The following is a 22,804-nucleotide window of genomic DNA, read 5'->3' on the forward strand; positions in this document are numbered from 1 at the left end:
TCCCAGAAACTTACGATCCCAATAGCCCCGCTCAGCGCAGGAAGTTCCGTAGCAATTTGTGAGACGAACGGCCCTTCTTCCTGCGCACCACATCGGAGATGGCGATTTGCCGCGGAACCGATACAAATATGTACGTTTGGTCACTCGAAAGTATCCCGCGCAAGATATCGAATAACCCGTTCATAAGAGTAAGTGCCTTAACACTAGCTTCCCAAAATATAGGTCCGCAAAGAGCAGATGGTCGATCCGGGAAACGGGATTTCAGGTTGTCATGTTCTGTTCCTTTGTGTCTTTGAGGCGCCGCGTTGCCTTTTTACGAACAACATCGCGACGCACCTCTCATGCTTCAGTTGCCTGATCACGTGTCATGATGATCTCGCGGGTGATCTGCCACCTGCCATCTTCAAGCACGAAGTCGATGCTGAGCGAGATGAGCTGATAGCGCCCGGTCGCGTTGTTCTTGCGACTGACCACAATATGCCCGTGTGTGTCGTCGGCCTCGACCAAGTGATACTTGACCCAAGGGTTTTCGTCCTTCAGCGCGCACATGTTGTCCTTGATGAACGCCATGAACCCGTTTTTATCGTTACGCATCAGGGTGCCGTCATTGAGCAGAACATAGGTCTGCATGTCGCGGTGATAGAGCTTGTCCAGCACCTCAAAAGAGTGTCCTGAAACGCCATGGATCAAACCATCCAGTGTCTCTTTGACGGCGGATGCACTGGGGTGATTTTCAGTCATTGCCATTGTAATTTTCCTGTTGGAAGCGGTTGTTTGGAAGTGGTGAGAGCGAGGATCACTCAGTGGCGTAGTTGCTGAACATATCCAGCACGATATGCCACGGTGCCTCTTCGTTCTCACGCTCAAGGACGTAGATGTACGTCCCTTCAAGCTGGAATCCCTGGCTGTCGACCGAAGCCTGTGTCACACCTTTCATGACGGCCTGTGTGCCATCATCAGAGATGAACAAGTCTTCAATCGTGTGAGACAGCTGGCCCTTGTTCTCGCTCATGAAGGTGATTGTCTGGCGTGGAACGCCATCACGCCCTTGGGCCGGGCGGGTTGCTGGGGCAATCCAGAATGTATCTTCGTCATAAAGGGCGATGAGACCAGCTGCGTCATGTGTAGCAGCGAGTTCGTTGAAGTGGTCGTTTAAGGCGATCAGGCTCTCACGCGCTGCGCTCTGTGCAGTGGTTTCAGCAAAAGCGGGCAATGCCAGAGAGGCGACGACGGCAACAGTGGAGAGTAAGGATTTCAAGCGCATGAGCTTGTCCTTTCAGGTTAGATTATTGATTTCAGAGAGTTGTGGGGGGAGGCGTGCGCCTTATGCGGCGCGGGTTCCCCGAATAGGATAGTTGTTTTCGGGATTGCGAATGAAGCGAAGGCCGCCCAGCAGGGTCTTCAAATCAGGGCGCGCAAATGGTGCATTCGAGATGTCAGTCACCTGAACTTGTCCGTCTGCATTCACGATAAAGATGCCAGGCTCTGCAAAGGGGCGATCATGCTCTTCAGCTGACCGCGGGTCAGAGACATAAAGACCAAGTTCGTGCATTTGATCGAGGCTCAGGTCAAACCCCACCGGGAAGCTTGGCTGTACCAGAGCGATCTGATCGCTAGCTTTGCCTTCAGGATCAGCGGAAACAGCCACAACATCAACCCCAAGCGCATAAAACTCTGGCAGAAGTGTTTCCAGCTTTTTCAGATAGGTGGTGCACATCGGGCAGTGTTTGCCGCGATACACGACGACCAGTTGCCAGTCACGACCTCCTTGCGGCACACCAAGAGTCAGGTTTCCGCCGCCAAGTTTGGCGACGCTGATTTCCGGAAATTGGGCTCCTGCAGGAGTTTTTTGGGATAACATTTTCCAGTCCTTGCGTTTTGTGATGATCATTATAAAATACACTCAAACCCAGACGTCAAGGATTTTTGTAATGAACGTCACAAAAAAAGTCGGCCGCCCTAAAACGTTTGACCGCGACGAAGCCCTCAACAAAGCTATCGGGGTGTTCTGGAATAAAGGTTACGAAGGGGCGTCGATGAAGCTGCTGACTGATTCGATGGGGATCAACAGCCCAAGCCTCTATGCCGAGTTCGGCGATAAGCACGGCCTGTATCTTGAAGCGATCAACAGCTATGCAACGAATGATGCCTGTACGCCTTTGGTTGCGTTGGAAACTGTGCCGGATATTCGCGAAGCAGTCAGAGCGTTCTTCGAAGCAGTTATTGACTACTCAACGCACCATGTGAGCGGGGCGAAGGGTTGTTTCCTCGTCTCCTGCGTTGCGACAAGTGCGGGACACGTTGAAGGAACTGCAGAGTTGTTGCGCGATGCAATCGCAACAACGGATAAACGCATAAAAGTGCGCTTTGACCAGGAGGTCGCCAAACGGTCACTTCCTCAGGGCTTTCCGAGTGCAGATCGTGCCAAGCTGATGTTTGATCTACGGCAAGGTATGGTGTTTCGAGCGCGCGCTGGCTTTAGCGACGCGGATCTCGAAAGCGACATTGAAAAATATGTCAGATCCGTTCTCGCCGAGCCTGAAAGTTGACCTTTATGCATCCGCAAGTTGAGGCACTTTAGGCTCAGTATTGACCTTCCTTGCGGGTCGCATGATTGGTTGGTCGCAGGCGCGAGCGGCATCTCAAACGATCCCGGCGAAGGTTAGAAAAGTCCACGATCTGTGAGTTCGTAGTCATATTAAGTTTGCGGCAACAGCGAGGGTCCGCAAAGCGAGCTGCGGTTGCAGCATTGTGGTGGGTTACCAGATGTCTCCCTTGGGCCGCTAGCTAGACTTTGCAAAGCCCGCTTTCAGCGCATTGCCGCCGTCGCTGAGGCTTAGTGCCGTACTAGCAGCGAACGGCTGCTCCGTAGCCCGCCTTCGGGCCAGACTTGTCCCGATTGTCGTGCCCATGTGTCGCAAAGGTGGTATCTGGCTAGACCTGAAGCGGCAATTCCCATCCTGTCGTGTATCCACATCACGAAGTCTCCATGATTGGAGAGCAACGCGATGCCATCGGTTTCGACAAGTCTCCCGAGAGGTGTTTAGGCTAGTGTGAAAGGGCGATTGTTTCAACGATCTGAGCACGCCGGAACATTTGGGCACATACATTCGCAACTTAACGGGTGGAATAGACGGGGGTCTGCAGTTTTCTCATCCCGAACTTTTACTTATAATCTGCTGCTTGTTAAAATTAGTGGTGCCCGGGGGCGGAATCGAACCACCGACACGAGGATTTTCAATCCACTGCTCTACCCCTGAGCTACCCGGGCACGGGAACGGCATTGGCCGCTGGGTGGAGGCGTTCTATGACTTGCACCATCCAGTGTCCAGAGGCTTTTTGACATTTTTTCAGTGGGGTCGTGGAACGGTGTCTTCCGCATCCGAAATGCTGATTTCCCCAGCCTCTTCCCGCTGCGACGGGACCGCGTATGACCCGTTCAGCCATTTGGCCAAATCGATATCTGCGCAGCGCTTTGAACAAAATGGGCGGAACTGCGTCACCGTGTCTTCACTGCAGATGGGGCAGCTCATTTCAACACCTCGGCCAAAGGAATGCGCCCACGTTTTCGTTGCAACTCGTAGTGCCCCAAAGGGGTCCAGCCAGCTAGTGTTGTTTCTACGGAATCCGCCTTGAGCGCTGCGCGAAGAACCTGTTCAAACCCTCGGCGGTCTTTCTTGGGCATTGGGGCAAGGTCCAACGTGATCTGTCCGCCAAGCCCTCGCACGCGCAATGCACGTGCAAGCTGTTTCGCGCAGGCAAAATTGGCTTTGGTGCCCGCTGCCAGAGAGCTATCCTTACCTGTGTTCACATCAACCGCCACCAAAGCGCGGGTGGCTTCGATGAACAAATGTCCTCCGCCAGGCAGAGGCTCAGCAATACCGCGTGCTGTATCCAGCGCGTCCAAGACACCTTGCGCTTCGAACCCACCGGGTTCGGTGATGACTTCTGCAGGATCGGTCCAGTCTCTCCAGGCTAGAATATGAGGACCATCGCCTTCGCACAGGGTTTCGGGTTCGGTGCCTGAATCGTTTAGAATCTGCTCAGCCAGAGCCCGCATGGCACTAATGTCTTCTTCAATGTCCACGATATCTGCACCGGAGCAGCATGAACGCAAAATCAGACCATAGGAGCTGTCTTCCATTTGCTCATGTGCGATCTCCAGCAAGCGATCGCGCTCATCCTCGTCGCGGATGCTTCGCGAGATGTTTAGACCCGGTGCATCCGGTGTCACGATTGCATAGCGGCTTTTGAACAGTATCCGATCGGTGATCGGTAAGGCCTTTCCGGGTTCTGCGAAGCCCGTCACTTGTACCAGCAATTGAGCACCAGGGGCCAACCCCTTAACCTGCCGTAAAAACGCCGGGCCATCCGGCGTTGTGACGAACATACCGCCCTGCCCTTTGACAGGCCGGTCCGCGCGCGCGCGGTAAATGGTTCCCGGCCTTGGTCTGTCACCGTCGATCAGAAAATCGTCCAACTTACCGTCAACCATCAAGGCCGCGGCTTGGCTCCCTTCGATCTGGTCGAGAATGATGGTACGGCCTTTCATAGCGCCTCACTGTATAACGGATAACCGATGCCTTGAAGCAACGCTGCGGTCTCGGAGAGTGGCAACCCAACTATGCCAGTGAACGATCCTGAAATCCAAGGGATGAAGGCACCAGCGGGTCCCTGAATTGCATAGGCTCCGGCCTTGCCTTGCCAATCGTCCGTGGCCAGATAGGCATTTACTTCGACATCCGATAAGCGCTTGACTTTGACTTGGGAAACCACGTCGCATTGCAATAGGCGATCCCCGCGCCGGACGGCGACCGAGGTCACAACCCTATGCCGACGCCCGGATAAAGCGTGAAGGAACTCGGCGGCTTGCCCGGCGTTTTCAGGTTTTCCCAGAATGCGTCGCCCCAATGCCACAGTCGTGTCCGCGCACAAGACGACATCTTCGTCATCCGCCTGAACAGCCTGAACTTTTTCACGCGCAATGCGGTTGCAATAGGGAACCGGCAGCTCACCCTTCACAGGCGCTTCGTCGATGTCCGGGGGGCGAATGGCATCGGGCTGCACGCCAAGCTGGGCCAGCAGGTCCAGCCGCCTTGGGCTGCCCGATCCAAGAATAAACGCCATTGAACAGTGCGTTACTTAAAGCGGTAGTTGATCCGACCCTTTGTCAGATCATACGGGGTCATTTCGACCTGAACTTTGTCGCCAGCCAGAACACGGATGCGGTTTTTGCGCATCTTGCCTGCCGTATGTGCGATGATCTCATGGCCGTTTTCCAGCTCGACCCGAAACGTCGCATTAGGCAGGAGTTCCTTCACGACACCGGGAAATTCGAGCGTATCTTCCTTGGCCATGTTGTCTCCATACTTAGGTTGCACCCGCAGAATCTGCGGGGATGTGCGCCTAAATGAGCCTATTTCCGCCTTATTTCAAGGGCGGATTCGCCTAAAGGGAACATAATGTGACTGAATCGACTCGGGGATTTTGTTCCGCCCAATGGGCTCGGTTCAACACGTTACCATCGGCGCGGACATCGGCAATCTCGGTGAGATTTACCTGAGCATAGGTCCAGCCGGGTTGGTTCAGAATACCCTCGGACAAAACACCCGTTTGCGGAAAGCCCTTATCTGGTGGTCCAAAGATGCCACCTGTGCCGGTATTCATGTCTACGGCTTCGGACCAATTATTCGCCCCGACCAGCGACGCCATCACTGTAACACATTGATTTTCCAGGGCTCTGGCCATAGCGCCGATACGTACCCGCCAATAACCCGACAAGGCCTCGGTGCAGGACGGAGCCAGGATCAAGTCAGCTTCGCTCAACGCCCGACCGAGCAAAGGGAACTCGCTGTCATAGCAGATCAGCACGCCGATTTTACCCAGCGCAGTGTCGAATATTTTAAGCGGCCCGCCGGGGGCGATGTCCCAAATCTCGCGCTCGAACCGGGTCATGATCTGCTTGTCCTGATGATCGAACGCACCGGTCGGAGCGTAAAGCACCGCGCGGTTCACCGGACGCCCCGCCCCGGCCAAAACCGGGGCGGAAGCGCCTAAAATGTATGTGTTGTAAGTCTTTGCGAGGCGGGCATGTATGTGTTGTACATCTTCCATACGTTCGGAAACCGCCCGGATCGAGCGCTCCAGATCTGACGCCGCAACGACCCCGTCCAACGTCGACAATTCCATCGCGCCGTATTCGGGAAAGACCAATAGCTCGGCCCCCTTCCCTGCCGCCCCAGACACCCAAGCCTCGAGCTTGTCCTCATACTGTGCCCAGCTATCGAGCCAGTCGAGGTTGTACGCAGCGGTCGCGACTTTCATCAGAGCATTCCTTGGGACGGTTTGCCGAGACACTAAAAGGCAGCGTCGTCGCGTGTACAGAGCAATCAAACAATCGCTAAGGATTAAACGTCGAGTTCTGCTTTGAGCCCTCACTGGAACTCTCGACTTTATGCTGCGTGCGCTCGCGGTGTCGATTTTTCTGGCAATTCGTGCATGGCGCAGAGATTCTGGATCCCGGTTTCACAGTTTGCGGACAAAACCTACTTTATTGCCGATGAAACCAATGTCCGTGTAGCGTACATTGCGACAGCGAAATGTTGGAAGAGTAAGGTTCTTCTTCTCATATACGTTGCTAAAAAGACAACGTCGTGCATGATCAGGAAAACTTATCGTGTGAGCAAAAATGATTAAAAGTCAGATCACATTCAAGCAGCTCGAAGCCTTTTCGTTTGTGGTTGATACCGGAACTTTTAGAGCCGCCGCCATCGCACTTGGAACAACTCAGCCGAATATCTCATCTCGTATTTCAGCCCTGGAAGCTGCTTTGGATGTCACGCTTCTATATCGCGATGCTGGCTCGGTGCGTTTGACAACAAAAGGTTCGGAACTCCTTGAACGCACGCGGGACATCCTTCGTGCGGGCGAAGCGTTGCTGGAAGCGGCGGGTCGTCAGGAGCTTATCGTAGAACGGCTGCGATTGGGCGTGACAGAACTCGTCGCTTGTACTTGGCTACAACAATTCTTGCGTCTTTTGCGGCGAGACTATCCCAACCTTAGGGTTGAGCTTGAGGTTGATTTGTCTCGCAAAATTGAAGAGCGTCTGCGGGAAGGACAGCTTGATCTCGCATTGCAAAACGGCCCCTTCGCTTATCAAGCAACAGGCGAGCGAATGCTATCCAGCGAAACGTATATCTGGGTTTCGAATGAAGAACTAGCGAAGGGTCTTGTCGGAGGAAACTCTGTAGCACGCTTTTTTGAAAGGGCTGTTTTGACCCACGCCCGCCATACCGCCGCTGGACGGGCCTTGCATGACTTGGCGACTGAACGCGGCTACGATGTTGGGAAGATTGTTCATTCCAGCGCTTTATCCGCGTGTCTTCCCATGGTCAGTGAAGGGATGGGCGCGGCGCTCCTGCCAAGGTCTCTTGTCAAAGACGAACTCGATAAGGGGCACTTGAGAACACTGGATGCCGATTGGACTGCACCACCTCTGGAGTTTTTTGCGCGCTTCAACGCTGATCAGTCACCACGCTATGTTGAAAAAGCGAGCGAAATAGCAGCAAGCATTCGGCCAGCTGCTACCAACGATAACTAAAATCTATCGGGTGTAGAAAATCAATTGATTTGATTTCTGGTGCACTGTGGTCCCATTTGAACGAGCGAAATGCTTGTGGCTGTGGAGATACACATGAAGGCTGGATCTATTCGATTGGGCGTCGATATCGGTGGCACCTTCACGGATGTTGTGCTTGAGAAGAATGGAGAGCAGCACTCTGTCAAGGTGCTGACGACTTATGCTGCCCCCGAAAATGCAATCATCGATGGGATGCACCAGGTATGTGCCAAAGCAGGCGTTGCCCCCTTTGAGATCGAGCAAATCATTCACGGCACCACGCTGGCCACTAATGCATTGATTGAGCGGCGTGGCGCCAAGACTGCATTAATCACAACCGAAGGGTTCCGCGATGTGATCGAGATGCGCACCGAAAGTCGGTTTGAGCAATACGACCTCAACCTCAATTTGCCTGACCCCCTTTTGCCGCGGCAGATGCGGTTCACGGTGCCAGGTCGCGTGAACGCCAAGGGCGAAATTCTGGTCGAACTTGAACGCTCTGATGTCGAAGCCTTGGTCGATCGCATCGCAGAAGCCGGCTTTGAAAGTGTCGCGGTTGGTCTGATCCATTCGTACCTCAATCCAAAGCACGAACTTTTGGTGCGCGAGGTTTTGGCCGAACGGCTACCGGATGTTTCGATTTCGATCTCTTCCGAGGTCTCGCCTCAGATGCGCGAGTACGAGCGGTTTAATACAGTCGTTGCCAACGCCTACATCAAACCGCTGATGGCGTCTTACCTAGGACGGCTTGAGGACCGGTTGCACGGCGAAGGTGTTCAGTGCCGCATCTTTCTGATGCACTCAGGTGGCGGGATCATCTCGATCCAGAATGCCGCTGATTTTCCTGTGCGACTCGTGGAAAGTGGACCGGCTGGCGGCGCGGTTTTCGCGGCGCACATCGCTGCGCGCTATGGCCTCGACAAGGTGCTGAGTTTTGACATGGGCGGGACCACTGCCAAGATTTGTCTCATCAAGAACCAGACGCCTAAAACTAGTCGCGTGTTCGAAGTTGCGCGGACCTATCGGTTCAAAAAGGGCTCTGGGATGCCCATCTCGATCCCCGTGATCGACATGGTTGAAATTGGCGCGGGCGGCGGCAGCCTCGCCCATGTGGACGGAATGCGGCAGATCCGCGTCGGCCCTGAAAGCGCGGGGTCCGAACCGGGACCTGCGTGCTACGACCGCGGCGGCGAGCGGCCGGGAGTGACGGACGCCGATCTGGTGCTGGGCAAACTGGACCCGGATAACTTCGCTGGTGGGTCGATCACCCTACATCCGGACAACTCTAAAACGGCACTCACAGTTCATGTGGGCAATACGCTAGAAATGGGCGCGGTTGAGGCTGCTTTCGGTGTGGCCGAAGTGGTGGATGAGAACATGGCGAACGCCGCGCGTGTCCATGCGGTCGAGAACGGCGAAGATCTTAGCGAATACACGATGATCGCCTTTGGTGGTGCTGCCCCGCTGCATGCCGGTCGTCTTTGCGAGAAATTGGGGGTGGAGCGCCTTCTGGTTCCACCTGGGGCTGGTGTTGGTTCGGCCATCGGATTTCTGCGCGCACCCTTCAGCTTTGAGGCCAATCGATCTGTTTATATGAAACTGAGCGATTTTGATGCAGATAAAATCAAGCACCTTCTATCCGATCTGAAGGCAGAGGCCACCGGTTTCGTGCGCACCTGCGATGAGGTCAGCCCGATCCTGTCTGAGTTCAAGGTTTACATGCGATATACAGGTCAGGGCTGGGAAATCCCGATCGATTTGACCGAGAGCCAGGCGATGAACCCCGATGCCGCCACGTTCGAAGCGCGGTTCGAAGAAGATTACGCAAAGCTCTTTGGTCGCCCGGTTGCTGGCATTGATATCGAGATCACCGTTTGGTCGGTGAACGCCACTACACCACCTGAGCAAGTGACGCAGATTGCAGAAACCGATGGCAGCGCACCGGTCGCCTTGAACGGGACGCGGAAACTCTTTGATGCCAGCATAGGCAGCTATCTCGACGCGCACGTGATTGATCGGGCAACGATGAAAACAGGGCAACGGGCTTCAGGCCCGGCAGCGTTGACCGAGGCTGAGACTACCATCATCGTGCCTGCCAGCCGTGATGCCATCCGACAGCCGGATGGGTGTATTGATTTGGTGAAGAAGGGAGCAGCCCAATGACGCAGGAGCATTCCAAAGTCGCCTATCAGGTTATGTGGAACCGCCTGATTTCGGTCGTGGAAGAACAGGCGCAAGCGCTTGTGCGTACGGCGTTTTCAACATCTGTCCGCGAGGCCGGAGACCTGTCAGCGGGCGTATACGACACCCATGGCAACATGCTGGCTCAAGCCGTGACCGGTACGCCTGGGCATGTGAACGCGATGGCTGACGCTGTGGCGCATTTCATCCGTCGGATTGGCCGTGACAACATGTTTGAAGGTGACGTCTACATCACGAACGATCCGTGGGAAGGTACGGGCCATCTGCATGATATCACCATGGTTACCCCGTCCTTTCACAAAGGTGTTCTGGTCGGCTATTTCGCCTGCACAGCGCATATCGTGGATATCGGTGGTCGTGGCTTTGGCGCGGATGCGCAAAGCGTCTATGAGGAAGGACTCTATATCCCAATCATGAAATTTGCGGATCGCGGTGAGGTAGACGAGACCCTTGTGCGGATCATCCGCGGAAACGTTCGAGAACCTGACCAACTCATCGGTGACATCTACGCGCTTGCCACGTGCAACGAAATCGGCCACCGCCGCCTGATCGAAATGATGGAGGAATTCACACTCGACCAATTGAACAGCGTTGCTGACTTTATCCTGGAGAACTCTCGTCGTGCCACGATCGAGGCCATTGCGGCCCTGCCGCAGACCTCTGCTGTTGGCGAAATGACGATGGACGGTTTTGACGTGCCGATCACGTTAAAGGTCAAGATCAGTGTCGAGGGGAATCGGATCGTCACCGACTTCACCGGCACCTCCGGCTTGGACAAAAAGGGAATCAACTGCCCACTTGTCTATACCAAAGCCTATGCCTGCTACGCGCTCAAGGTCGCGATTGCACCGGAAATCCCGAACAACGCGGCCTCACTCGCACCGTTCGAGATCACTGCGCCGAAAAACTCCATCGTGAATGCACTTCATCCCGCACCTGTGGCCTTGCGCCATATCGTGGGGCATTTTGTGCCGGACGCGGTCTATGACGCCTTTGACAAGATTGTGCCGGGTCTGGCGCCCGCCGAAGGTGCCGGATGTCTATGTAATTTCCAAGTCAGCTTGCGTCCTCGAAGCGATGCGCCCGCGCCAGCAGATGCACGACGGTCCGAAGTTTTGACTTTCAACTCAGGAGGCTCCGGCGCGCGGCCTGAGCATGATGGTTTGAACGCCACCGCCTTCCCGTCGGGGGTCATGACCATGCCCATAGAAGCGACTGAACACGCAGGTCCCGTCATCATCTGGCGCAAGGAATTGCGCCCCGACAGCGGCGGTGCGGGCAAGACGCGTGGCGGTTTGGGACAGTACATGGTGGTCGGCGCACAAGAGGGGCATGAGTTCGACATTCAGGCCATGTTCGACCGCAGCCAGCACCCCGCACGGGGCCGCAGAGGTGGACAAACCGGAGCGCCCACGACGATTGCGCAAGACGACGGGTCGGTCATGCAGGTGAAAGGCAAGCAGTTCGTACCGCATGGTCGCAAAGTAGTCATGGCGTTCCCCGGTGGCGCTGGTTACGGAGATCCTGCCGAGCGCCCAAAGGAGCTGGTCAAGCGTGATTTGGCGCGTGGGTATATCTCGACGGATACAGCACAGCGGGACTATGGCCTGTCTGATCAAGAAATAACGGCGATCCAGTCAGCAGTCGCAAGGGGAGAACAGATATGAGCAACCAAAGCCCAAACCAGCAGAGCTATGACGTGGTCATCGTCGGAGGCGCCATTATGGGGGCCTCTACCGCGTGGTTTCTGTCTGACAACAAGGATTTCAATGGTTCGGTCCTGGTCATTGAGCGGGACATGACCCTTACAGCCTGTTCCACAGCGCATACCAACTCTTGTATGCGGCAACAGTTTTCGACGGAGTTGAACGTTCGGATTAGCCAGTTTGCCGCCGACTTCGTGAAGAACATTCGCAGCTATATGGGGGGCGATGAACGTGTGCCTGAGCTTGGTATCCGCTCCTTTGGTTACATGTACTTCGCCGACAACGACAGATTTGCTGATGTATTGCGCGAAAGCCAGCAGGTTCAGTTGGCGGCAGGCGCGGCGACACAGTTGATGACGCCGAAGCAAATCAAAAAGGCTTACCCATTCTACAACGTCGATGACATTGTGCTGGGGTCAATCAACCTTGTCGACGAAGGTTATTGGGACGGCGCGGCTGTAAATGACTGGTGGCGTCGCCAAAGCCGTGAGCGCGGAGTGGAATGGGTCCAAAACGAGGTTGTTGCCATGACCCGCAACGCCGCAAGGACCAAAGTGGAAAGCGTGACCCTTGCGTCGGGCGAAGTGATCGCCTGCGGTCAGGTTGTCAATGCCTCTGGCCCTCGCGCAGCGCGAACTGCGAAAATGGCCGGCATCGACGTCCCAGTTGAACCACGCAAGCGTTACTCATGGATCTTCAAGGCCGAGCAACCGCTCGATCGGGATCTGCCGCTCACAATTGACCCGTCTGGCGTCCACGTGCGCGAAAACGGCGGAGGGACGTATCAGTGTGGCGGGCATTCCGACGTTGACCCAGCCGTGGATTACGACGATTTCGCGATGGATCACTCCATATGGGAGAACCACATTTGGCCGATCCTCGCGACCAGAATTCCGCAATTCGAGGCAATAAAAGTTCAAAGTGAATGGGGCGGCCATTATGCGATGAACACATTTGATCACAACGCGATCATGGGACCGCATACAGAGCTGTCGAACTTCATCTTTCTCAACGGGTTCTCCGGCCATGGGTTGCAACAGTCACCTGCCATGGGGCGCGGCACAGCTGAATGGCTGACGCATGGCGAATACCGAGTGCTCGATATGACGCCTTTCAACTATGAACGTATCGCTGCAGACCGACCAATCATTGAGAAAGCCATCATTTAATGGAGCTCCCAGAAAATCGATTCACCAGCGCGATCACTGCTGGTGAAAAGCAAGTCGGCCTCTGGATCAGCCTGTGCAGCAACTTCGCGGCCGAGGTGGTATCGACGGCGGGCTATGACTGGGCACTAATCGACATGGAGCACAGTGCCAACGACTACTTCAGTGTGCTGGGCCAATTGCAGGTTTTTGCGGCGTCTCCGACCACAGCCTTGGTTCGCGTGGAATGGAATGACGCGATAGCAGTCAAGCGGCTGTTGGATCTTGGCGCGCCGGGCCTTTTGTTTCCGATGATCCAATCGGTGGAAGAGGCCGAGCAGGCCGTTGCCGCGACCCGCTATCCGCCGCGTGGCATTCGCGGTGTCTCTGGCTCAACAAGAGCGACCGCATTTGGCCGCATTCCGGACTACGTGGCACGTGTCGAGGATGAAACCACGGTGCTTTTACAGCTCGAAACTTGTGCCGCCGTGGAACAGGCCGAGGCCATTGGCGCGGTCGAAGGTGTCAGCGGTATCTTCTTTGGGCCCGCCGACATCGCCGCCGATATCGGCAAAGTTGGCAAACCGATGGACCCTGATGTGTGGGCCTTGATCAAACCCGCAGCACAAAAGCTAATTTCCAAGGGCATGCCTGTCGGCACTTTGGTCACAGACCCCACCTTCGCGGCCGATCTGCTTAACGAAGGCTTCACGTTTGCGGCAATTGCCACTGATACCGGACTTCTGGCGCGTGCCGCTGACGCTGCATTGGCGCAGGCAAAGGGTGCGCTGGCATGAGTTTTGCCTCATCGCGTCTCGCATTGGTCAAGCCGTCGGCATCCGCCTGGGTCAGCCAAACTGCAAAAGCGGCCAAAGCGCGAGGCGAAGATGTGATCGACCTCGGGCTGGGTGAGCCGGATTTTGATACGCCCAATCATATCAAAGAAGCAGCGCATCAAGCCGCGCTAAGGGGCGAGACTAAATACCCACCCACAAACGGCACCCTGGAGATGCGGCAAGCAGTCCTAGACAAGCTGAAACGCGAAAACAATCTCGACTATGCGCTGGACGAAGTGATCGTCTCAAACGGCGCCAAACAAGTGCTCTTCAGTGCCCTCATGGCAACGCTGGAGCCAGGCGACGAAGTGTTGCTCTGCGCTCCCTATTTCGGACAATACAAAGACATCGTGTTGATCCTGGGCGGTGTGCCTGTGCCTCTGGAATGCCCGGCGGGCGCGGGCTTTCGCCTGAAGCCAGAACAGCTTTCCGAAGCGATCACGCCCAAGACCCGTTGGCTGCTCTTGAACCAGCCATCGAACCCTTCCGGTGCGGTGTACTCAGACGCCGAAATCGTATCGCTTGGATCTGTGCTGGCAGATCATGAACGTGTTTTGGTTCTGTCGGACGAGATTTACGAGCATATCCTATTTGATGGACGTATCTTCCGTTCGTTTGCGGCGCTCTGTCCGCATCTGAAAGACCGAACGCTGACGGTAAACGGCGTCTCAAAATCCTATGCTATGACGGGTTGGCGTATCGGCTATGGAGCAGGACCAATGGGCTTGATTGCCGCCATGACCAAGGTCCAGAGCCAGATTTCATCCGGAGCCTGTTCCATCGCCCAGGCTGCCGCAGCTGCTGCTCTGAACGGTCCACAGAATGAGGTGCGTCGTTTCCGCGCTGCCTTTGAGCGTCGCAGGGACCTTGTTGTGGCACGGGTTGCAGATATTCCAGGCCTGACACTTGATCCGCCCGGCGGTGCATTTTACGGGCTCATTGGCTGTGAAGCGCTGATCGGCAGCACGACGCATGATGGTGATACCCTTGCCTCTGACGCGGATGTCACGACTTATCTTCTGAAAGCCGCAGGCGTTGCTGCTGTGCCTGGCAGCGCCTATGATCTCTCGCCTTTCTTCCGCATCTCGACAGCCGCGTCCGAAGAGACGCTGATCAAAGCGCTTGACGGCATTGCAAAGGCCGTCGCCGACCTGAAAGGACTTCGCCCATGAAAAAAATCATACTCACCGGCGCTGCCGGTCGCCTTGGCTCGTATCTGCGCGAACCTCTATCCAAACTTTGCGAGGAATTTGTCTCCTCGGACATTGCTGACACTGTATCAAACCTCGCACCGAATGAGACATATGTGAAGGCGGACATCTCCGATCTCAACGCCATGGTCGCGCTATTGAAGGGCGCAGATATGGTAGTGCATTTCGGGGCCGTGGGCGATGAAGCCCCTTTGGAGGTACTTTGGGGACCGAACTTCTACGGTGCCTATACCGTGTGGGAGGCCGCCCACCGCAACAAACTGCGCCGCGTCATCTATGCGTCGTCTATCCACGCCGTGGGGATGCACAAGAAGACCGACTTCATCGGCATCGATGCGCCACACAAGCCGGACACGTTTTATGGGCTGGCCAAATGTTTTGCCGAGGATCTCGCCTCGCTTTACTGGGACAAGCGCGGGCTCGAGTCGGTCTGCATGCGTATTCTGTCCTGCGCGCAGCCGACCAATTCACGCGCCGTGGGCACCTGGCTCAGCTACGACGATCTAATCCACATGGTTGAACGCGCGATCAGCACGCCGATCACAGGGTTCAGCGTGGTCTATGGCGTATCCAACAACGACCGCGCGCCAGTCGACAATGCCAAGGCACAGCACTTGGGCTATCGTCCGAAAGACAATGCCGAACAATTCGCCGAACAGATTTACACCAATGATGGCCCGCTGGACCCCCACGATCCAGCCAACAACCATCACGGCGGCCCCTTCGCGGCCGTAGAGCTCGGACACAGCGGCATGGCGCATTTGAACCTCGACGCCGACGACACGGCAAAAGATTGATCGCACCGACGTTACGTTGATAACTGCCGATGGCTCCGGTATGGGTGCAAAGAGCGCAGGCGCCTTGGCTGCAGACGGCTTCAATTCCGGATTCTTTCGTCCTCTTGTAAAGGCAAAGCCCTTGCGAAAGATCACGGCAGCGTCGGCATTCCAGGCACCAACAACTCCGAAGAAGACTAAGAAGTTAGTCGACGGGTAATGGACCATTGGGGTCGCATTAACATGTTGGTGAACTCTGCTGGTCACTGATCCCGCGCACCGGTGTTGAAACCGAATGACGAAGATTGGAACGACGGCATAGAAGTAAGGGCCAATATCACCGGGCAGAACTTCGGGTTAGTGAGGAAACACAATGTCGGTCTTGTGGACGAACGGAGCTCCAACGATTTTTGTCGAAACTGTAAAGTTTTTGAAGGAGACACTCCTGCGTCAGCTCTGAGCGGATTTGTGGAATTTGTGCATGGTTAAGCATCTGGCAGTCGGGCTCAGAGTCACAAAGGTCGACAGCACCGTGCGATACCTTGACGTCGAACTTGAAGATGCGCCGAGAATCGACATTTGAACCATGATGGAGGGCGGCACCTACCGGTCGCCCGTCCGGGCTGGACCCACCTCCGCGGCGCAGCGGTGGTTCGGATCGAGCCCAATTTCCCGGCACTCTGTCCCGCAGCGAATGTCCGTTTTTGGGAAGCGGGAGGGCAGTGCCCAGAAATCACGACCTTTAGTGGACATTTGTTGATGCCTACTTGCGATGAGGAGAGCTGCCACCTGTGCACGATTTAGCCATCTGAAACTACTTTAAGCTGGATCGTACAAGTAACCGATGCCACGCACTGTTCTGATGATTTCCGGCTTTCCAGGATTGGCTTCAAGTTTCCGGCGCAATCGGGAGATTCTGATATCGATACTACGGTCGAATGGGTCCCAAGAGCGGTCGTGCGCCTGCTCTAAGAGTTGGTCCCTGTTCAGGACGCGCCCCTTGTTTTCTGAAAAAACCTTAAGCAGGCTGTATTCCATGGCTGTCAATTGGACTTCGGATCCATCAGCCGCAAATAGCTTTGCTGCGTCTTTGTCCAAAACGAAGTCGCCAAACAAAGCGCGGTTCGTAGTATTTTTTTCTACCTTCGTCGAACCGCTGATTGCTTCGCGCCGAAGAATTGCCTTTATCCTAGCTTCGAGCTCTCGCAAGTCGACAGGTTTGCCAAGATAGTCATCGGCCCCCATTTCAAGGCCAATGATCCGATCAACGACGTCACCGGCAGCGGTGAGCATTATGACAGGTGTCGTGTCTTCCGGACGAAGGGACCGTAGAATTGAAAGACCGTCTTCCTTTGGCATATTGATGTCCATAATGATGACATCGACGCTATGGGCTGTCAGAATTTCGCGAAGTTCGTTGCCGCTAGAAGCGCCCGATACCTTGTATCCTCGTTTGCCCAGATACTCCTGCAGCATCTCGCGGAGGTCGGCTTCATCATCGCACACCAAGATGTGAGCATTCTGACTATCCATCTGATCGTTCCTTCTGGTCGGCGAGCAGCTTGCCTACAAGATCTCTGAGTTCTGCTGGTGAAACCGGTTTTTCGAGATAAGGAAGGCCAGACTCGCTGAGCAACCCCAGAGAGCTTTGTCCCATCGTGTCACCAGTAATATAGGCAGTCCTGCGCAACATCTTTGGGAAGTGAGTCACCAAAGCGTCGTATATTTGGCGCCCATCGACACCCGGCATGTTAAGATCGCTGAGAAAAACATCGTAGTTGATTGAGCCGAGACGGCTGATAGCTTCTTCCCCTGAGGTGACGAAATCAACTTCAAAGCCTTCTTTTCTAAGAATTTCTGCGTTCAATTCGCCGACCTCTACCTCATCATCCACAATCAACGCTCTGTGGCTTTCAGGCGTACTGACCGGTTGAGTGGGCTCGTCCTGTTCTGATCGCTGACCAAGAGCACTGGGTAGCGTGATGCGAAAACATGTGCCGGAACCATCAGTCTGATCGAGGCGGATCTGTCCGCCATGCGAAAGAATGATCCGGTGGCAGAATGCGAGACCAATCCCGGTGCCTTCACCTACTTCCTTGGTCGTGAAGAACGGTTCAAAAATGCGGGGGCGAATGGCGGCGGGAATACCAGGACCGTTGTCTTGGATGGTGATTTCAACCATCCCTGCGTCAGGCTGTGATCTGGCCGACACTTTGATATGGTCGCCACAACCAGACGACGTTAGCGCCTGCTCGGCATTGATGATCAAATTGATGATGACCTGCGTGATTTGATCTGCGTCAGCGGCAATGAGCGGCATATTGTCAGGAATATCCTGCATGATGCTGATGTCACCTGACTTACTGCCATAGCCCACAACATCTGCCGCCGTTTCAATTACGCTGGCAACATCGACCTGTTCAATCTTACTGGGTTGTTGCCGTGCCATCGCTAAGAATGTCTTGACGATCTTGGCACATCGCTCTGCAGCGGCGCTAATCTTGTCAATCCGAACCATCACGTCAGGATCTGCGATCTCTTCTTTCAGCATCAGCGAATGACCGACAACAACAGAGAGCGGGTTGTTGAGTTCATGGGCTACACCAGCAAGCAGTTCCCCAAGTGCTGACATTTTTTCATTCTGAAACAGCAGTTCCTTTTGTTTGGCCAACTCCTCAGAGAGCGCCAATTCCTCAGTCAAATCGCGGGTGTTGGAAACAATGACTTCTTCACCATTAAATTCGATAAGGCGTGACGAATCCGCCCCCCAGAATTTCCGTCCCTTCGCATCAACAAATTCAATGCGTCGATCTTTGAGAGCCCCGGCTTGTCGAAGGTCCGCCAAATAGCGTTCGCGATCCGCCGGGTTCGCGTAGTACGATCCAGAATTTTTTGCAGGGCCAAACAGCGCCTCAAGGTCTGGCGTTGCAAAAAGAACCTCCCCGGTGTCTGCTTTGGTCATATTAATAGCCGCCGGGTACGCTTCCATGACCTGTCTAATCAGGGCGTCAGCTTCCTTTTGGACGGTCAGGTCAATTATACTGGTGACGATGACCTCCTCGCCCTTAAAATCGATCAGTTGCGAAGAGATGGATGCTGGAAAGACTTTCGCGTCGGCATTGAGAAGATCGACTTTGAAATCATCTACGCGCCCATCGGCCAAAAGCTGCGTGATGAAATCCGCACGCTGTTCTGGATTGACATAATGCTCTCGCGCAGATTTTGCGGGTCCAAACATCTGAAGTGCCGCAGGGGTTCGGTAGAGTATTTGGCCATCCCCAATCCGGGCCATAGTCACAATGGCGGCACTGGCATCCAGCACCTTTCTAATCAGAAGGTCTCCGTCGCGTTCCTCGACCTCCGCTTGTTTCTTGGCTGTGATGTCTTCTCGGGTAACGACAAAGCCACCCAATCGTGTGGGATGAACAGAAATCAAGTAGGTGTGGCCGTCTGTTTCGGTCAGTTCAAAATCCTGAATGAACTCGATGCCTCCAGCCAACCTGTCAGACACCCACTTTTCTTCGTTACCCACAGCGTCGGCATATAGGCCCTTGCGCGCGGTTTCGCGCATTAGGATTTCCCAATCCAGACCGGGTTTCAGAAGATGGGCAACGCTTTTGTTCATTTCAGCGTATTTTTGATTGAACATTACAAGGCAGCGGTTGTCATCGTATAGGGCGAATCCTTCTTTGAGAGATTCAATTGCATCACGCAGGAGGTCCTGCGCTCGTTTGATTTCTTCACGATTGTTGGCCATGTCCATCGTCATCCCGATTGTCTAAGGCAGCATTGTTTCAATGCCATTTCAAAATCGCCTTCTTGTGTTTCAATTGTTTCACAGGCGCATACCTCAAGCCAGACACGACTGAAAATTGTCATGTTTGGAAGGCAGTTAGCAGAACCGAGGCGGAAACACGCTGCGCAACAACTGAAACACTGTGCACCCGAATCCGACATCCCGCTGAAACATTGAAGGGCCAGTTATTGTTCATCGCCAACGCACTTTGGATTAGCACATGACTTTTTCATCTCGACCAATAGAACACAGCAATGCACCGATTGTCGCCTTGCACTCCTCTGTATCAAACAGTGGCCAATGGAGCCAATTGAAAGCGGACTTTGATGGTCGATTTGATGTCTACGCATTTGATCTGCCGGGCTGTGGCCGCGCACCTTTGACCGGTGACGCCTCTCTGAACGGTGCTGCGTGTTCCGCAGCCCCAGTGATCCGGGAGATCGAAAAGTTCGGGCGCGCTGTTCATCTCGTGGGCCACTCAAACGGCGGTGGAGTTGCTATAAAGGTCGCACTGACGCGCCCTGACCTTGTCAAAAGCCTGGCACTCTACGAACCCGCGACGTTCCATTTTCTGGAGAACGGGGACAGCACGGATAAATCTCTGTTTCAACAGATCCAGAAGGTTGCAGCGCTGGTGACAGCGGCCGCAGAGGACGATGATACATCTGCAGGCCTGGAGCGCTTCCTGGACTTCTGGAATGGTGCAGGGTTTTGGGATCGTCTCTTACTTGCCTCCAAACAGACGTTTGCCGGTGCGATCTCTGCAATCCGGGCTGACTTTGCCAACGGATTCGCGGAAACTTGGGAGTTGGCTGATCTCTCTATATTGAAGATGCCTGCACTGGTGATGACAGGTCTGGAATCCCCGGAACTGACCCAGCACGTAGCTGTCGCTATAGCAAAAGCACTCCCTGCGGCGCGTATCGCACTGCTGCCTGAGCTCGGTCATATGGCGCCGATCTTCCAGCCAGAGTGGGTCAACTCACGCATTTTCGAGCATGTGGCCAGCGCTGAGCGGCCAACCGCAACCTGTAGCTGGCCAAGTCTGGTGGCTGCATGACACGACCGCATTCTTTGAATGCAACACTCTATGAAACCGCTGGTGATGGACCAGCAAGACACCCAAAGGAGAAATATCATGGGCGCGCATACAACAATCAATCCGGTAACCGACTACACAGCGATCAAGGCAAAACAGAACGTCGCCTGGGGGTCCGGGGACTACAGCAAAGTGGGAGTAACCCTGCAAATTACGGGCGAAGAGCTTGCCGAAGCCATGGATATGCCTGCTGACGCGACAATCCTTGATGTGGCAGCCGGAAACGGCAACGCGACGCTGGCTTTTGCACGGCGCTTTAGCAACGTGACATCGACGGACTATGTCGCCGAATTGCTTGAAGCCAGTGGCAATCGGGCCAAAGCAGAAGGTCTGTTTGTGAACTACAAGGTCGCTGACGCAGAGAACCTGCCGTTCGAAGATCAGTCGTTTGACGCGGTCGTGTCCACTTTCGGGGTTATGTTCACACCAAACCAACAGCAATCGGCTGCGGAACTGCAACGCGTGGTAAAGCCTGGTGGCAAGATCGGCATGGCCAACTGGACACCAGAAAGCTTCATCGGCCAGCTTTTTAAAACTATCGCAAGGCATGTGCCACCGCCTGCCGGGGTCAGCTCTCCAGCATTGTGGGGCAGCCGGGAGTGGGTGGATGAGACATTTGGCACCATGGGCGATGTCGCATCGTTCCAGCCCAAGAACTTTCTGTTCCGCTACCGGTCTGCTGAACACTTCTTGGACTACTTCCGCACCTTCTATGGCCCGATGCAAAAGGCTTTTGATGCTTTGGATGAAGTCGGACAAGCCGCACTGCGCAGCGACATCTTGGCGCTTGTTGAAAAATTCGACACCTCAACCAATGGTTCCCTGAGCATCTCTTCTGAATATGTCGAAGTAATAATCAAACGTCATTAAATCACTGATACGTATCCTTAATCCCTTCTGGCTTCCCAGCCGGAAGGGCAACTAAGCTGTTGGCGATAGATAGGCTTAACTTGTCCAGAGAGGGTTTGTAGTCTCAAACTAAGGGGGCGCATCTTTGCTCTAACTCTGGTCGAAAGGAAATGAAGATGGCTGAAGGCACACTCTACGAAAAGTATGGAGGGTTTTCGCAGATCAGTAGGATCGTACTTTCCTTTTACGACATGCTTCTGGACAATGATGAGATCGGCCCTTTTTTTGATGACGTTGATATGTCTCGGATTGTCGACCATCAAACCAAGTTTATGGCATCGCTACTGGGTGGTCCTGCGTCTTACACGGACAATCAACTGCGCCAATTGCATTCTCATCTCTCCATCACCGACGCGCATTTCGATGAACTTGAAGAGGTGCTTAGAGGCACTCTGTCTCAGCATGGCATGACAGGCGAGGACATCGAAGTGGTGATTGCAGAGTTTGAGAAACGCCGCCCACTCATTGTTAGGTGACCTATGACTATTGAAGCAATAAACGAACAACTTCTCCGGGCCATTGGTGTTGGTGTTGCATTGCTGGACCGTCAAACGCTCCAATTCGGTTTCCGAAACGATACGTTTGATGAATGGTTCGGTGGCGATGCACAGCAGACCCAACTCCAGCAACTTTTTCCCGATCTTGACGTAAATGCGATGCAAGCTGACCTGACAAATGCCGGGCGATTTACGTCCGAAATCAGATTCAAAAAGAAGCGTCGAACGCTGGTGGTTGCTCTTGATTTTACGGCGGCGGAAGAAGACCTGCTTGTTCTGGTCTGTCAGAACATCACCCGCATTAAAGAGCTGGAATCAATGATTGATTCCTACTCGATGATGGTTGAACGCAACACGCGCGAGATCAAGCGGGAGAAAGAGCAGGTTGAAAAACTGCTGCTCAACATCATGCCCCGTTCCGTTTATGAGGAGTTCAAAACTTTCGGTGTGGTAACGCCGCAGATGTATGACCCTGTGTCTGTCCTGATGCTCGACTTTGTTGGTTTTACTGACATGGTCGCGTCCCAAGACCCTAGTGTGACCGTCACCGAGCTGAACGACATTTACAGCGCGTTTGACCGTATCGGCGAACAATTCGGTTGTGAGCGCATCAAGACCATTGGAGATGCCTATATTACTGTCGCAGGTTTGCCCGATCCAACGCCAGATCACGCCAAAGCAATCGCTAACACGGCCATCCGCTTTGTGCGATATTTAACGCGACGCAACCTAAGCCATCCACATCAGTGGCAGTGTCGTATTGGTCTGTCTACCGGTTCAGTTGTTGGTTCCGTTGTGGGTATCCAGAAGTACGTTTATGACATTTTCGGCCCAGCTGTTAATCTCGCCTCTCGTCTTCAAGAATTTGCAGATCCCATGCAGATCACGGTGCAAGATGATGTAGCAAACGTTCTCAAGGACACGTTTGATCTTAAGAGCATCGGAGAAAAGGCAATCCGTGGATTTGGAAATCAAACCATCTGGCAACTTTCTGACAGCAATTAAATTT

General features: G+C 54.3%; 22 protein-coding genes, 1 tRNA gene and 1 pseudogene. 12 read left to right on the forward strand and 12 right to left on the reverse strand.

What is annotated here, in order from left to right:
• Positions 1–339: 339 nt before the first annotated feature.
• From Q1B13_RS00165 to Q1B13_RS00175, 3 genes are read right to left on the reverse strand one after another with little or no spacing between them, the layout of a single operon-like run.
• Complete coding sequence (locus tag Q1B13_RS00165) at positions 340–747, reverse strand: hypothetical protein (RefSeq protein ID WP_299076743.1); 408 nt, start codon at positions 745–747, stop codon at positions 340–342.
• Positions 748–796: 49 nt separating this feature from the next.
• On the reverse strand, positions 797–1,264 hold the full coding sequence (locus Q1B13_RS00170; RefSeq protein ID WP_299076748.1) for a nuclear transport factor 2 family protein: 468 nt from the start codon (positions 1,262–1,264) through the stop codon (positions 797–799).
• A gap of 60 nt (positions 1,265–1,324) precedes the next feature.
• Entirely contained in the window at positions 1,325–1,861 is a 537-nt protein-coding gene (locus tag Q1B13_RS00175; RefSeq protein WP_299076751.1) for a redoxin domain-containing protein, read from the reverse strand.
• A 22-nt stretch (positions 1,862–1,883) separates the two neighbouring features.
• Here Q1B13_RS00175 and Q1B13_RS00180 point away from each other — a divergent pair, with 22 nt between their 5' ends.
• A complete protein-coding gene (locus Q1B13_RS00180; protein ID WP_299076754.1) occupies positions 1,884–2,549 on the forward strand; it encodes a TetR/AcrR family transcriptional regulator in 666 nt (221 codons plus the stop codon).
• A 647-nt stretch (positions 2,550–3,196) separates the two neighbouring features.
• On the opposite strand, the gene Q1B13_RS00185 is transcribed toward Q1B13_RS00180, so the two are convergent.
• From Q1B13_RS00185 to Q1B13_RS00210, 6 genes are all read right to left on the reverse strand, one after another.
• Positions 3,197–3,271 (reverse strand) — tRNA-Phe (locus Q1B13_RS00185).
• A 79-nt stretch (positions 3,272–3,350) separates the two neighbouring features.
• On the reverse strand, positions 3,351–3,533 hold the full coding sequence (locus tag Q1B13_RS00190) for a DNA gyrase inhibitor YacG (RefSeq protein WP_299076757.1): 183 nt from the start codon (positions 3,531–3,533) through the stop codon (positions 3,351–3,353).
• Entirely contained in the window at positions 3,530–4,552 is a 1,023-nt protein-coding gene (locus Q1B13_RS00195) for a ribonuclease E/G (protein ID WP_299076760.1), read from the reverse strand. Before Q1B13_RS00195 ends, Q1B13_RS00190 begins: the two co-directional genes overlap by 4 nt.
• Positions 4,549–5,127, reverse strand: coding sequence for a nucleoside triphosphate pyrophosphatase (locus Q1B13_RS00200; protein ID WP_299076762.1), 579 nt, complete (start codon positions 5,125–5,127; stop codon positions 4,549–4,551). The genes Q1B13_RS00195 and Q1B13_RS00200 overlap by 4 nt, the downstream gene beginning before the upstream one ends.
• Before the next feature lie 11 nt (positions 5,128–5,138).
• Positions 5,139–5,357, reverse strand: coding sequence for a translation initiation factor IF-1 (infA, locus tag Q1B13_RS00205; RefSeq protein ID WP_005978431.1), 219 nt, complete (start codon positions 5,355–5,357; stop codon positions 5,139–5,141).
• A gap of 91 nt (positions 5,358–5,448) precedes the next feature.
• Positions 5,449–6,324 carry a carbon-nitrogen hydrolase family protein gene (locus tag Q1B13_RS00210; protein ID WP_299076765.1) on the reverse strand — a complete coding sequence of 292 codons (876 nt, stop codon included), beginning with the start codon at positions 6,322–6,324 and terminating at the stop codon, positions 5,449–5,451.
• 364 nt (positions 6,325–6,688) lie between these two features.
• On the opposite strand from Q1B13_RS00210, the gene Q1B13_RS00215 reads away from it, so the two are divergent.
• The 7 genes from Q1B13_RS00215 to Q1B13_RS00245 all read left to right on the forward strand — a co-directional run bounded on the left by Q1B13_RS00215 (position 6,689) and on the right by Q1B13_RS00245 (position 15,515).
• On the forward strand, positions 6,689–7,600 hold the full coding sequence (locus Q1B13_RS00215) for a LysR family transcriptional regulator (RefSeq protein WP_299076768.1): 912 nt from the start codon (positions 6,689–6,691) through the stop codon (positions 7,598–7,600).
• Positions 7,601–7,693: 93 nt separating this feature from the next.
• Positions 7,694–9,781: a hydantoinase/oxoprolinase family protein gene (locus Q1B13_RS00220; RefSeq protein WP_299076771.1), complete on the forward strand. Its 2,088-nt coding sequence runs from the start codon at positions 7,694–7,696 to the stop codon at positions 9,779–9,781.
• The gene (locus Q1B13_RS00225; protein ID WP_299076774.1) at positions 9,778–11,487 is read left to right on the forward strand and encodes a hydantoinase B/oxoprolinase family protein; all 1,710 of its coding nucleotides are present in this window, start codon (positions 9,778–9,780) and stop codon (positions 11,485–11,487) included. The genes Q1B13_RS00220 and Q1B13_RS00225 overlap by 4 nt, the downstream gene beginning before the upstream one ends.
• A complete protein-coding gene (locus Q1B13_RS00230; RefSeq protein WP_299076777.1) occupies positions 11,484–12,695 on the forward strand; it encodes an FAD-binding oxidoreductase in 1,212 nt (403 codons plus the stop codon). The genes Q1B13_RS00225 and Q1B13_RS00230 overlap by 4 nt, the downstream gene beginning before the upstream one ends.
• Positions 12,695–13,468, forward strand: coding sequence for an HpcH/HpaI aldolase/citrate lyase family protein (locus Q1B13_RS00235; protein WP_299076780.1), 774 nt, complete (start codon positions 12,695–12,697; stop codon positions 13,466–13,468). The genes Q1B13_RS00230 and Q1B13_RS00235 overlap by 1 nt, the downstream gene beginning before the upstream one ends.
• Positions 13,465–14,679, forward strand: coding sequence for a pyridoxal phosphate-dependent aminotransferase (locus Q1B13_RS00240; protein ID WP_299076783.1), 1,215 nt, complete (start codon positions 13,465–13,467; stop codon positions 14,677–14,679). The genes Q1B13_RS00235 and Q1B13_RS00240 overlap by 4 nt, the downstream gene beginning before the upstream one ends.
• Positions 14,676–15,515, forward strand: coding sequence for an NAD(P)-dependent oxidoreductase (locus Q1B13_RS00245; RefSeq protein ID WP_298936898.1), 840 nt, complete (start codon positions 14,676–14,678; stop codon positions 15,513–15,515). Before Q1B13_RS00240 ends, Q1B13_RS00245 begins: the two co-directional genes overlap by 4 nt.
• 798 nt (positions 15,516–16,313) lie before the next feature.
• On the opposite strand, the gene Q1B13_RS00250 is transcribed toward Q1B13_RS00245, so the two are convergent.
• From Q1B13_RS00250 to Q1B13_RS26995, 3 genes and pseudogenes are all read right to left on the reverse strand, one after another.
• Positions 16,314–17,027, reverse strand: coding sequence for a response regulator (locus Q1B13_RS00250; RefSeq protein WP_299076787.1), 714 nt, complete (start codon positions 17,025–17,027; stop codon positions 16,314–16,316).
• Positions 17,020–18,732, reverse strand: a complete 1,713-nt coding sequence (locus tag Q1B13_RS00255; RefSeq protein WP_366870881.1) for an ATP-binding protein — start codon at positions 18,730–18,732, stop codon at positions 17,020–17,022. Before Q1B13_RS00255 ends, Q1B13_RS00250 begins: the two co-directional genes overlap by 8 nt.
• Before the next feature lie 132 nt (positions 18,733–18,864).
• Positions 18,865–19,263 (reverse strand): annotated as a pseudogene (locus tag Q1B13_RS26995) (PAS-domain containing protein); the annotation flags it as partial.
• Positions 19,264–19,510: 247 nt separating this feature from the next.
• Here Q1B13_RS26995 and Q1B13_RS00260 point away from each other — a divergent pair.
• From Q1B13_RS00260 to Q1B13_RS00275, 4 genes are all read left to right on the forward strand, one after another.
• Positions 19,511–20,350, forward strand: a complete 840-nt coding sequence (locus Q1B13_RS00260; protein WP_299076793.1) for an alpha/beta hydrolase — start codon at positions 19,511–19,513, stop codon at positions 20,348–20,350.
• A gap of 78 nt (positions 20,351–20,428) precedes the next feature.
• Positions 20,429–21,259, forward strand: coding sequence for a class I SAM-dependent methyltransferase (locus tag Q1B13_RS00265; RefSeq protein ID WP_299076796.1), 831 nt, complete (start codon positions 20,429–20,431; stop codon positions 21,257–21,259).
• A gap of 155 nt (positions 21,260–21,414) precedes the next feature.
• Complete coding sequence (locus Q1B13_RS00270; RefSeq protein WP_299076799.1) at positions 21,415–21,774, forward strand: group 1 truncated hemoglobin; 360 nt, start codon at positions 21,415–21,417, stop codon at positions 21,772–21,774.
• 3 nt (positions 21,775–21,777) lie between these two features.
• On the forward strand, positions 21,778–22,800 hold the full coding sequence (locus Q1B13_RS00275; RefSeq protein ID WP_299076802.1) for an adenylate/guanylate cyclase domain-containing protein: 1,023 nt from the start codon (positions 21,778–21,780) through the stop codon (positions 22,798–22,800).
• Positions 22,801–22,804 lie beyond the last annotated feature (4 nt).

The organism is uncultured Ruegeria sp. (genome assembly GCF_947489545.1).
In the GTDB taxonomy this organism is placed as follows: Bacteria; Pseudomonadota; Alphaproteobacteria; order Rhodobacterales; family Rhodobacteraceae; genus Ruegeria.

Bases quoted from the DNA above. Each gene is read 5' to 3' on its own strand.
- Q1B13_RS00165 (WP_299076743.1), bottom strand. From the start codon at position 747: ATGGCAATGACTGAAAATCACCCCAGTGCATCCGCCGTCAAAGAGACA.
- Q1B13_RS00170 (WP_299076748.1), bottom strand. From the start codon at position 1,264: ATGCGCTTGAAATCCTTACTCTCCACTGTTGCCGTCGTCGCCTCTCTG.
- Q1B13_RS00175 (WP_299076751.1), bottom strand. From the start codon at position 1,861: ATGTTATCCCAAAAAACTCCTGCAGGAGCCCAATTTCCGGAAATCAGC.
- Q1B13_RS00180 (WP_299076754.1), top strand. From the start codon at position 1,884: ATGATCATTATAAAATACACTCAAACCCAGACGTCAAGGATTTTTGTA.
- Q1B13_RS00190 (WP_299076757.1), bottom strand. From the start codon at position 3,533: ATGAGCTGCCCCATCTGCAGTGAAGACACGGTGACGCAGTTCCGCCCA.
- Q1B13_RS00195 (WP_299076760.1), bottom strand. From the start codon at position 4,552: ATGAAAGGCCGTACCATCATTCTCGACCAGATCGAAGGGAGCCAAGCC.
- Q1B13_RS00200 (WP_299076762.1), bottom strand. From the start codon at position 5,127: ATGGCGTTTATTCTTGGATCGGGCAGCCCAAGGCGGCTGGACCTGCTG.
- infA (WP_005978431.1), bottom strand. From the start codon at position 5,357: ATGGCCAAGGAAGATACGCTCGAATTTCCCGGTGTCGTGAAGGAACTC.
- Q1B13_RS00210 (WP_299076765.1), bottom strand. From the start codon at position 6,324: ATGAAAGTCGCGACCGCTGCGTACAACCTCGACTGGCTCGATAGCTGG.
- Q1B13_RS00215 (WP_299076768.1), top strand. From the start codon at position 6,689: ATGATTAAAAGTCAGATCACATTCAAGCAGCTCGAAGCCTTTTCGTTT.
- Q1B13_RS00220 (WP_299076771.1), top strand. From the start codon at position 7,694: ATGAAGGCTGGATCTATTCGATTGGGCGTCGATATCGGTGGCACCTTC.
- Q1B13_RS00225 (WP_299076774.1), top strand. From the start codon at position 9,778: ATGACGCAGGAGCATTCCAAAGTCGCCTATCAGGTTATGTGGAACCGC.
- Q1B13_RS00230 (WP_299076777.1), top strand. From the start codon at position 11,484: ATGAGCAACCAAAGCCCAAACCAGCAGAGCTATGACGTGGTCATCGTC.
- Q1B13_RS00235 (WP_299076780.1), top strand. From the start codon at position 12,695: ATGGAGCTCCCAGAAAATCGATTCACCAGCGCGATCACTGCTGGTGAA.
- Q1B13_RS00240 (WP_299076783.1), top strand. From the start codon at position 13,465: ATGAGTTTTGCCTCATCGCGTCTCGCATTGGTCAAGCCGTCGGCATCC.
- Q1B13_RS00245 (WP_298936898.1), top strand. From the start codon at position 14,676: ATGAAAAAAATCATACTCACCGGCGCTGCCGGTCGCCTTGGCTCGTAT.
- Q1B13_RS00250 (WP_299076787.1), bottom strand. From the start codon at position 17,027: ATGGATAGTCAGAATGCTCACATCTTGGTGTGCGATGATGAAGCCGAC.
- Q1B13_RS00255 (WP_366870881.1), bottom strand. From the start codon at position 18,732: ATGTTTGGACCCGCAAAATCTGCGCGAGAGCATTATGTCAATCCAGAA.
- Q1B13_RS00260 (WP_299076793.1), top strand. From the start codon at position 19,511: ATGACTTTTTCATCTCGACCAATAGAACACAGCAATGCACCGATTGTC.
- Q1B13_RS00265 (WP_299076796.1), top strand. From the start codon at position 20,429: ATGGGCGCGCATACAACAATCAATCCGGTAACCGACTACACAGCGATC.
- Q1B13_RS00270 (WP_299076799.1), top strand. From the start codon at position 21,415: ATGGCTGAAGGCACACTCTACGAAAAGTATGGAGGGTTTTCGCAGATC.
- Q1B13_RS00275 (WP_299076802.1), top strand. From the start codon at position 21,778: ATGACTATTGAAGCAATAAACGAACAACTTCTCCGGGCCATTGGTGTT.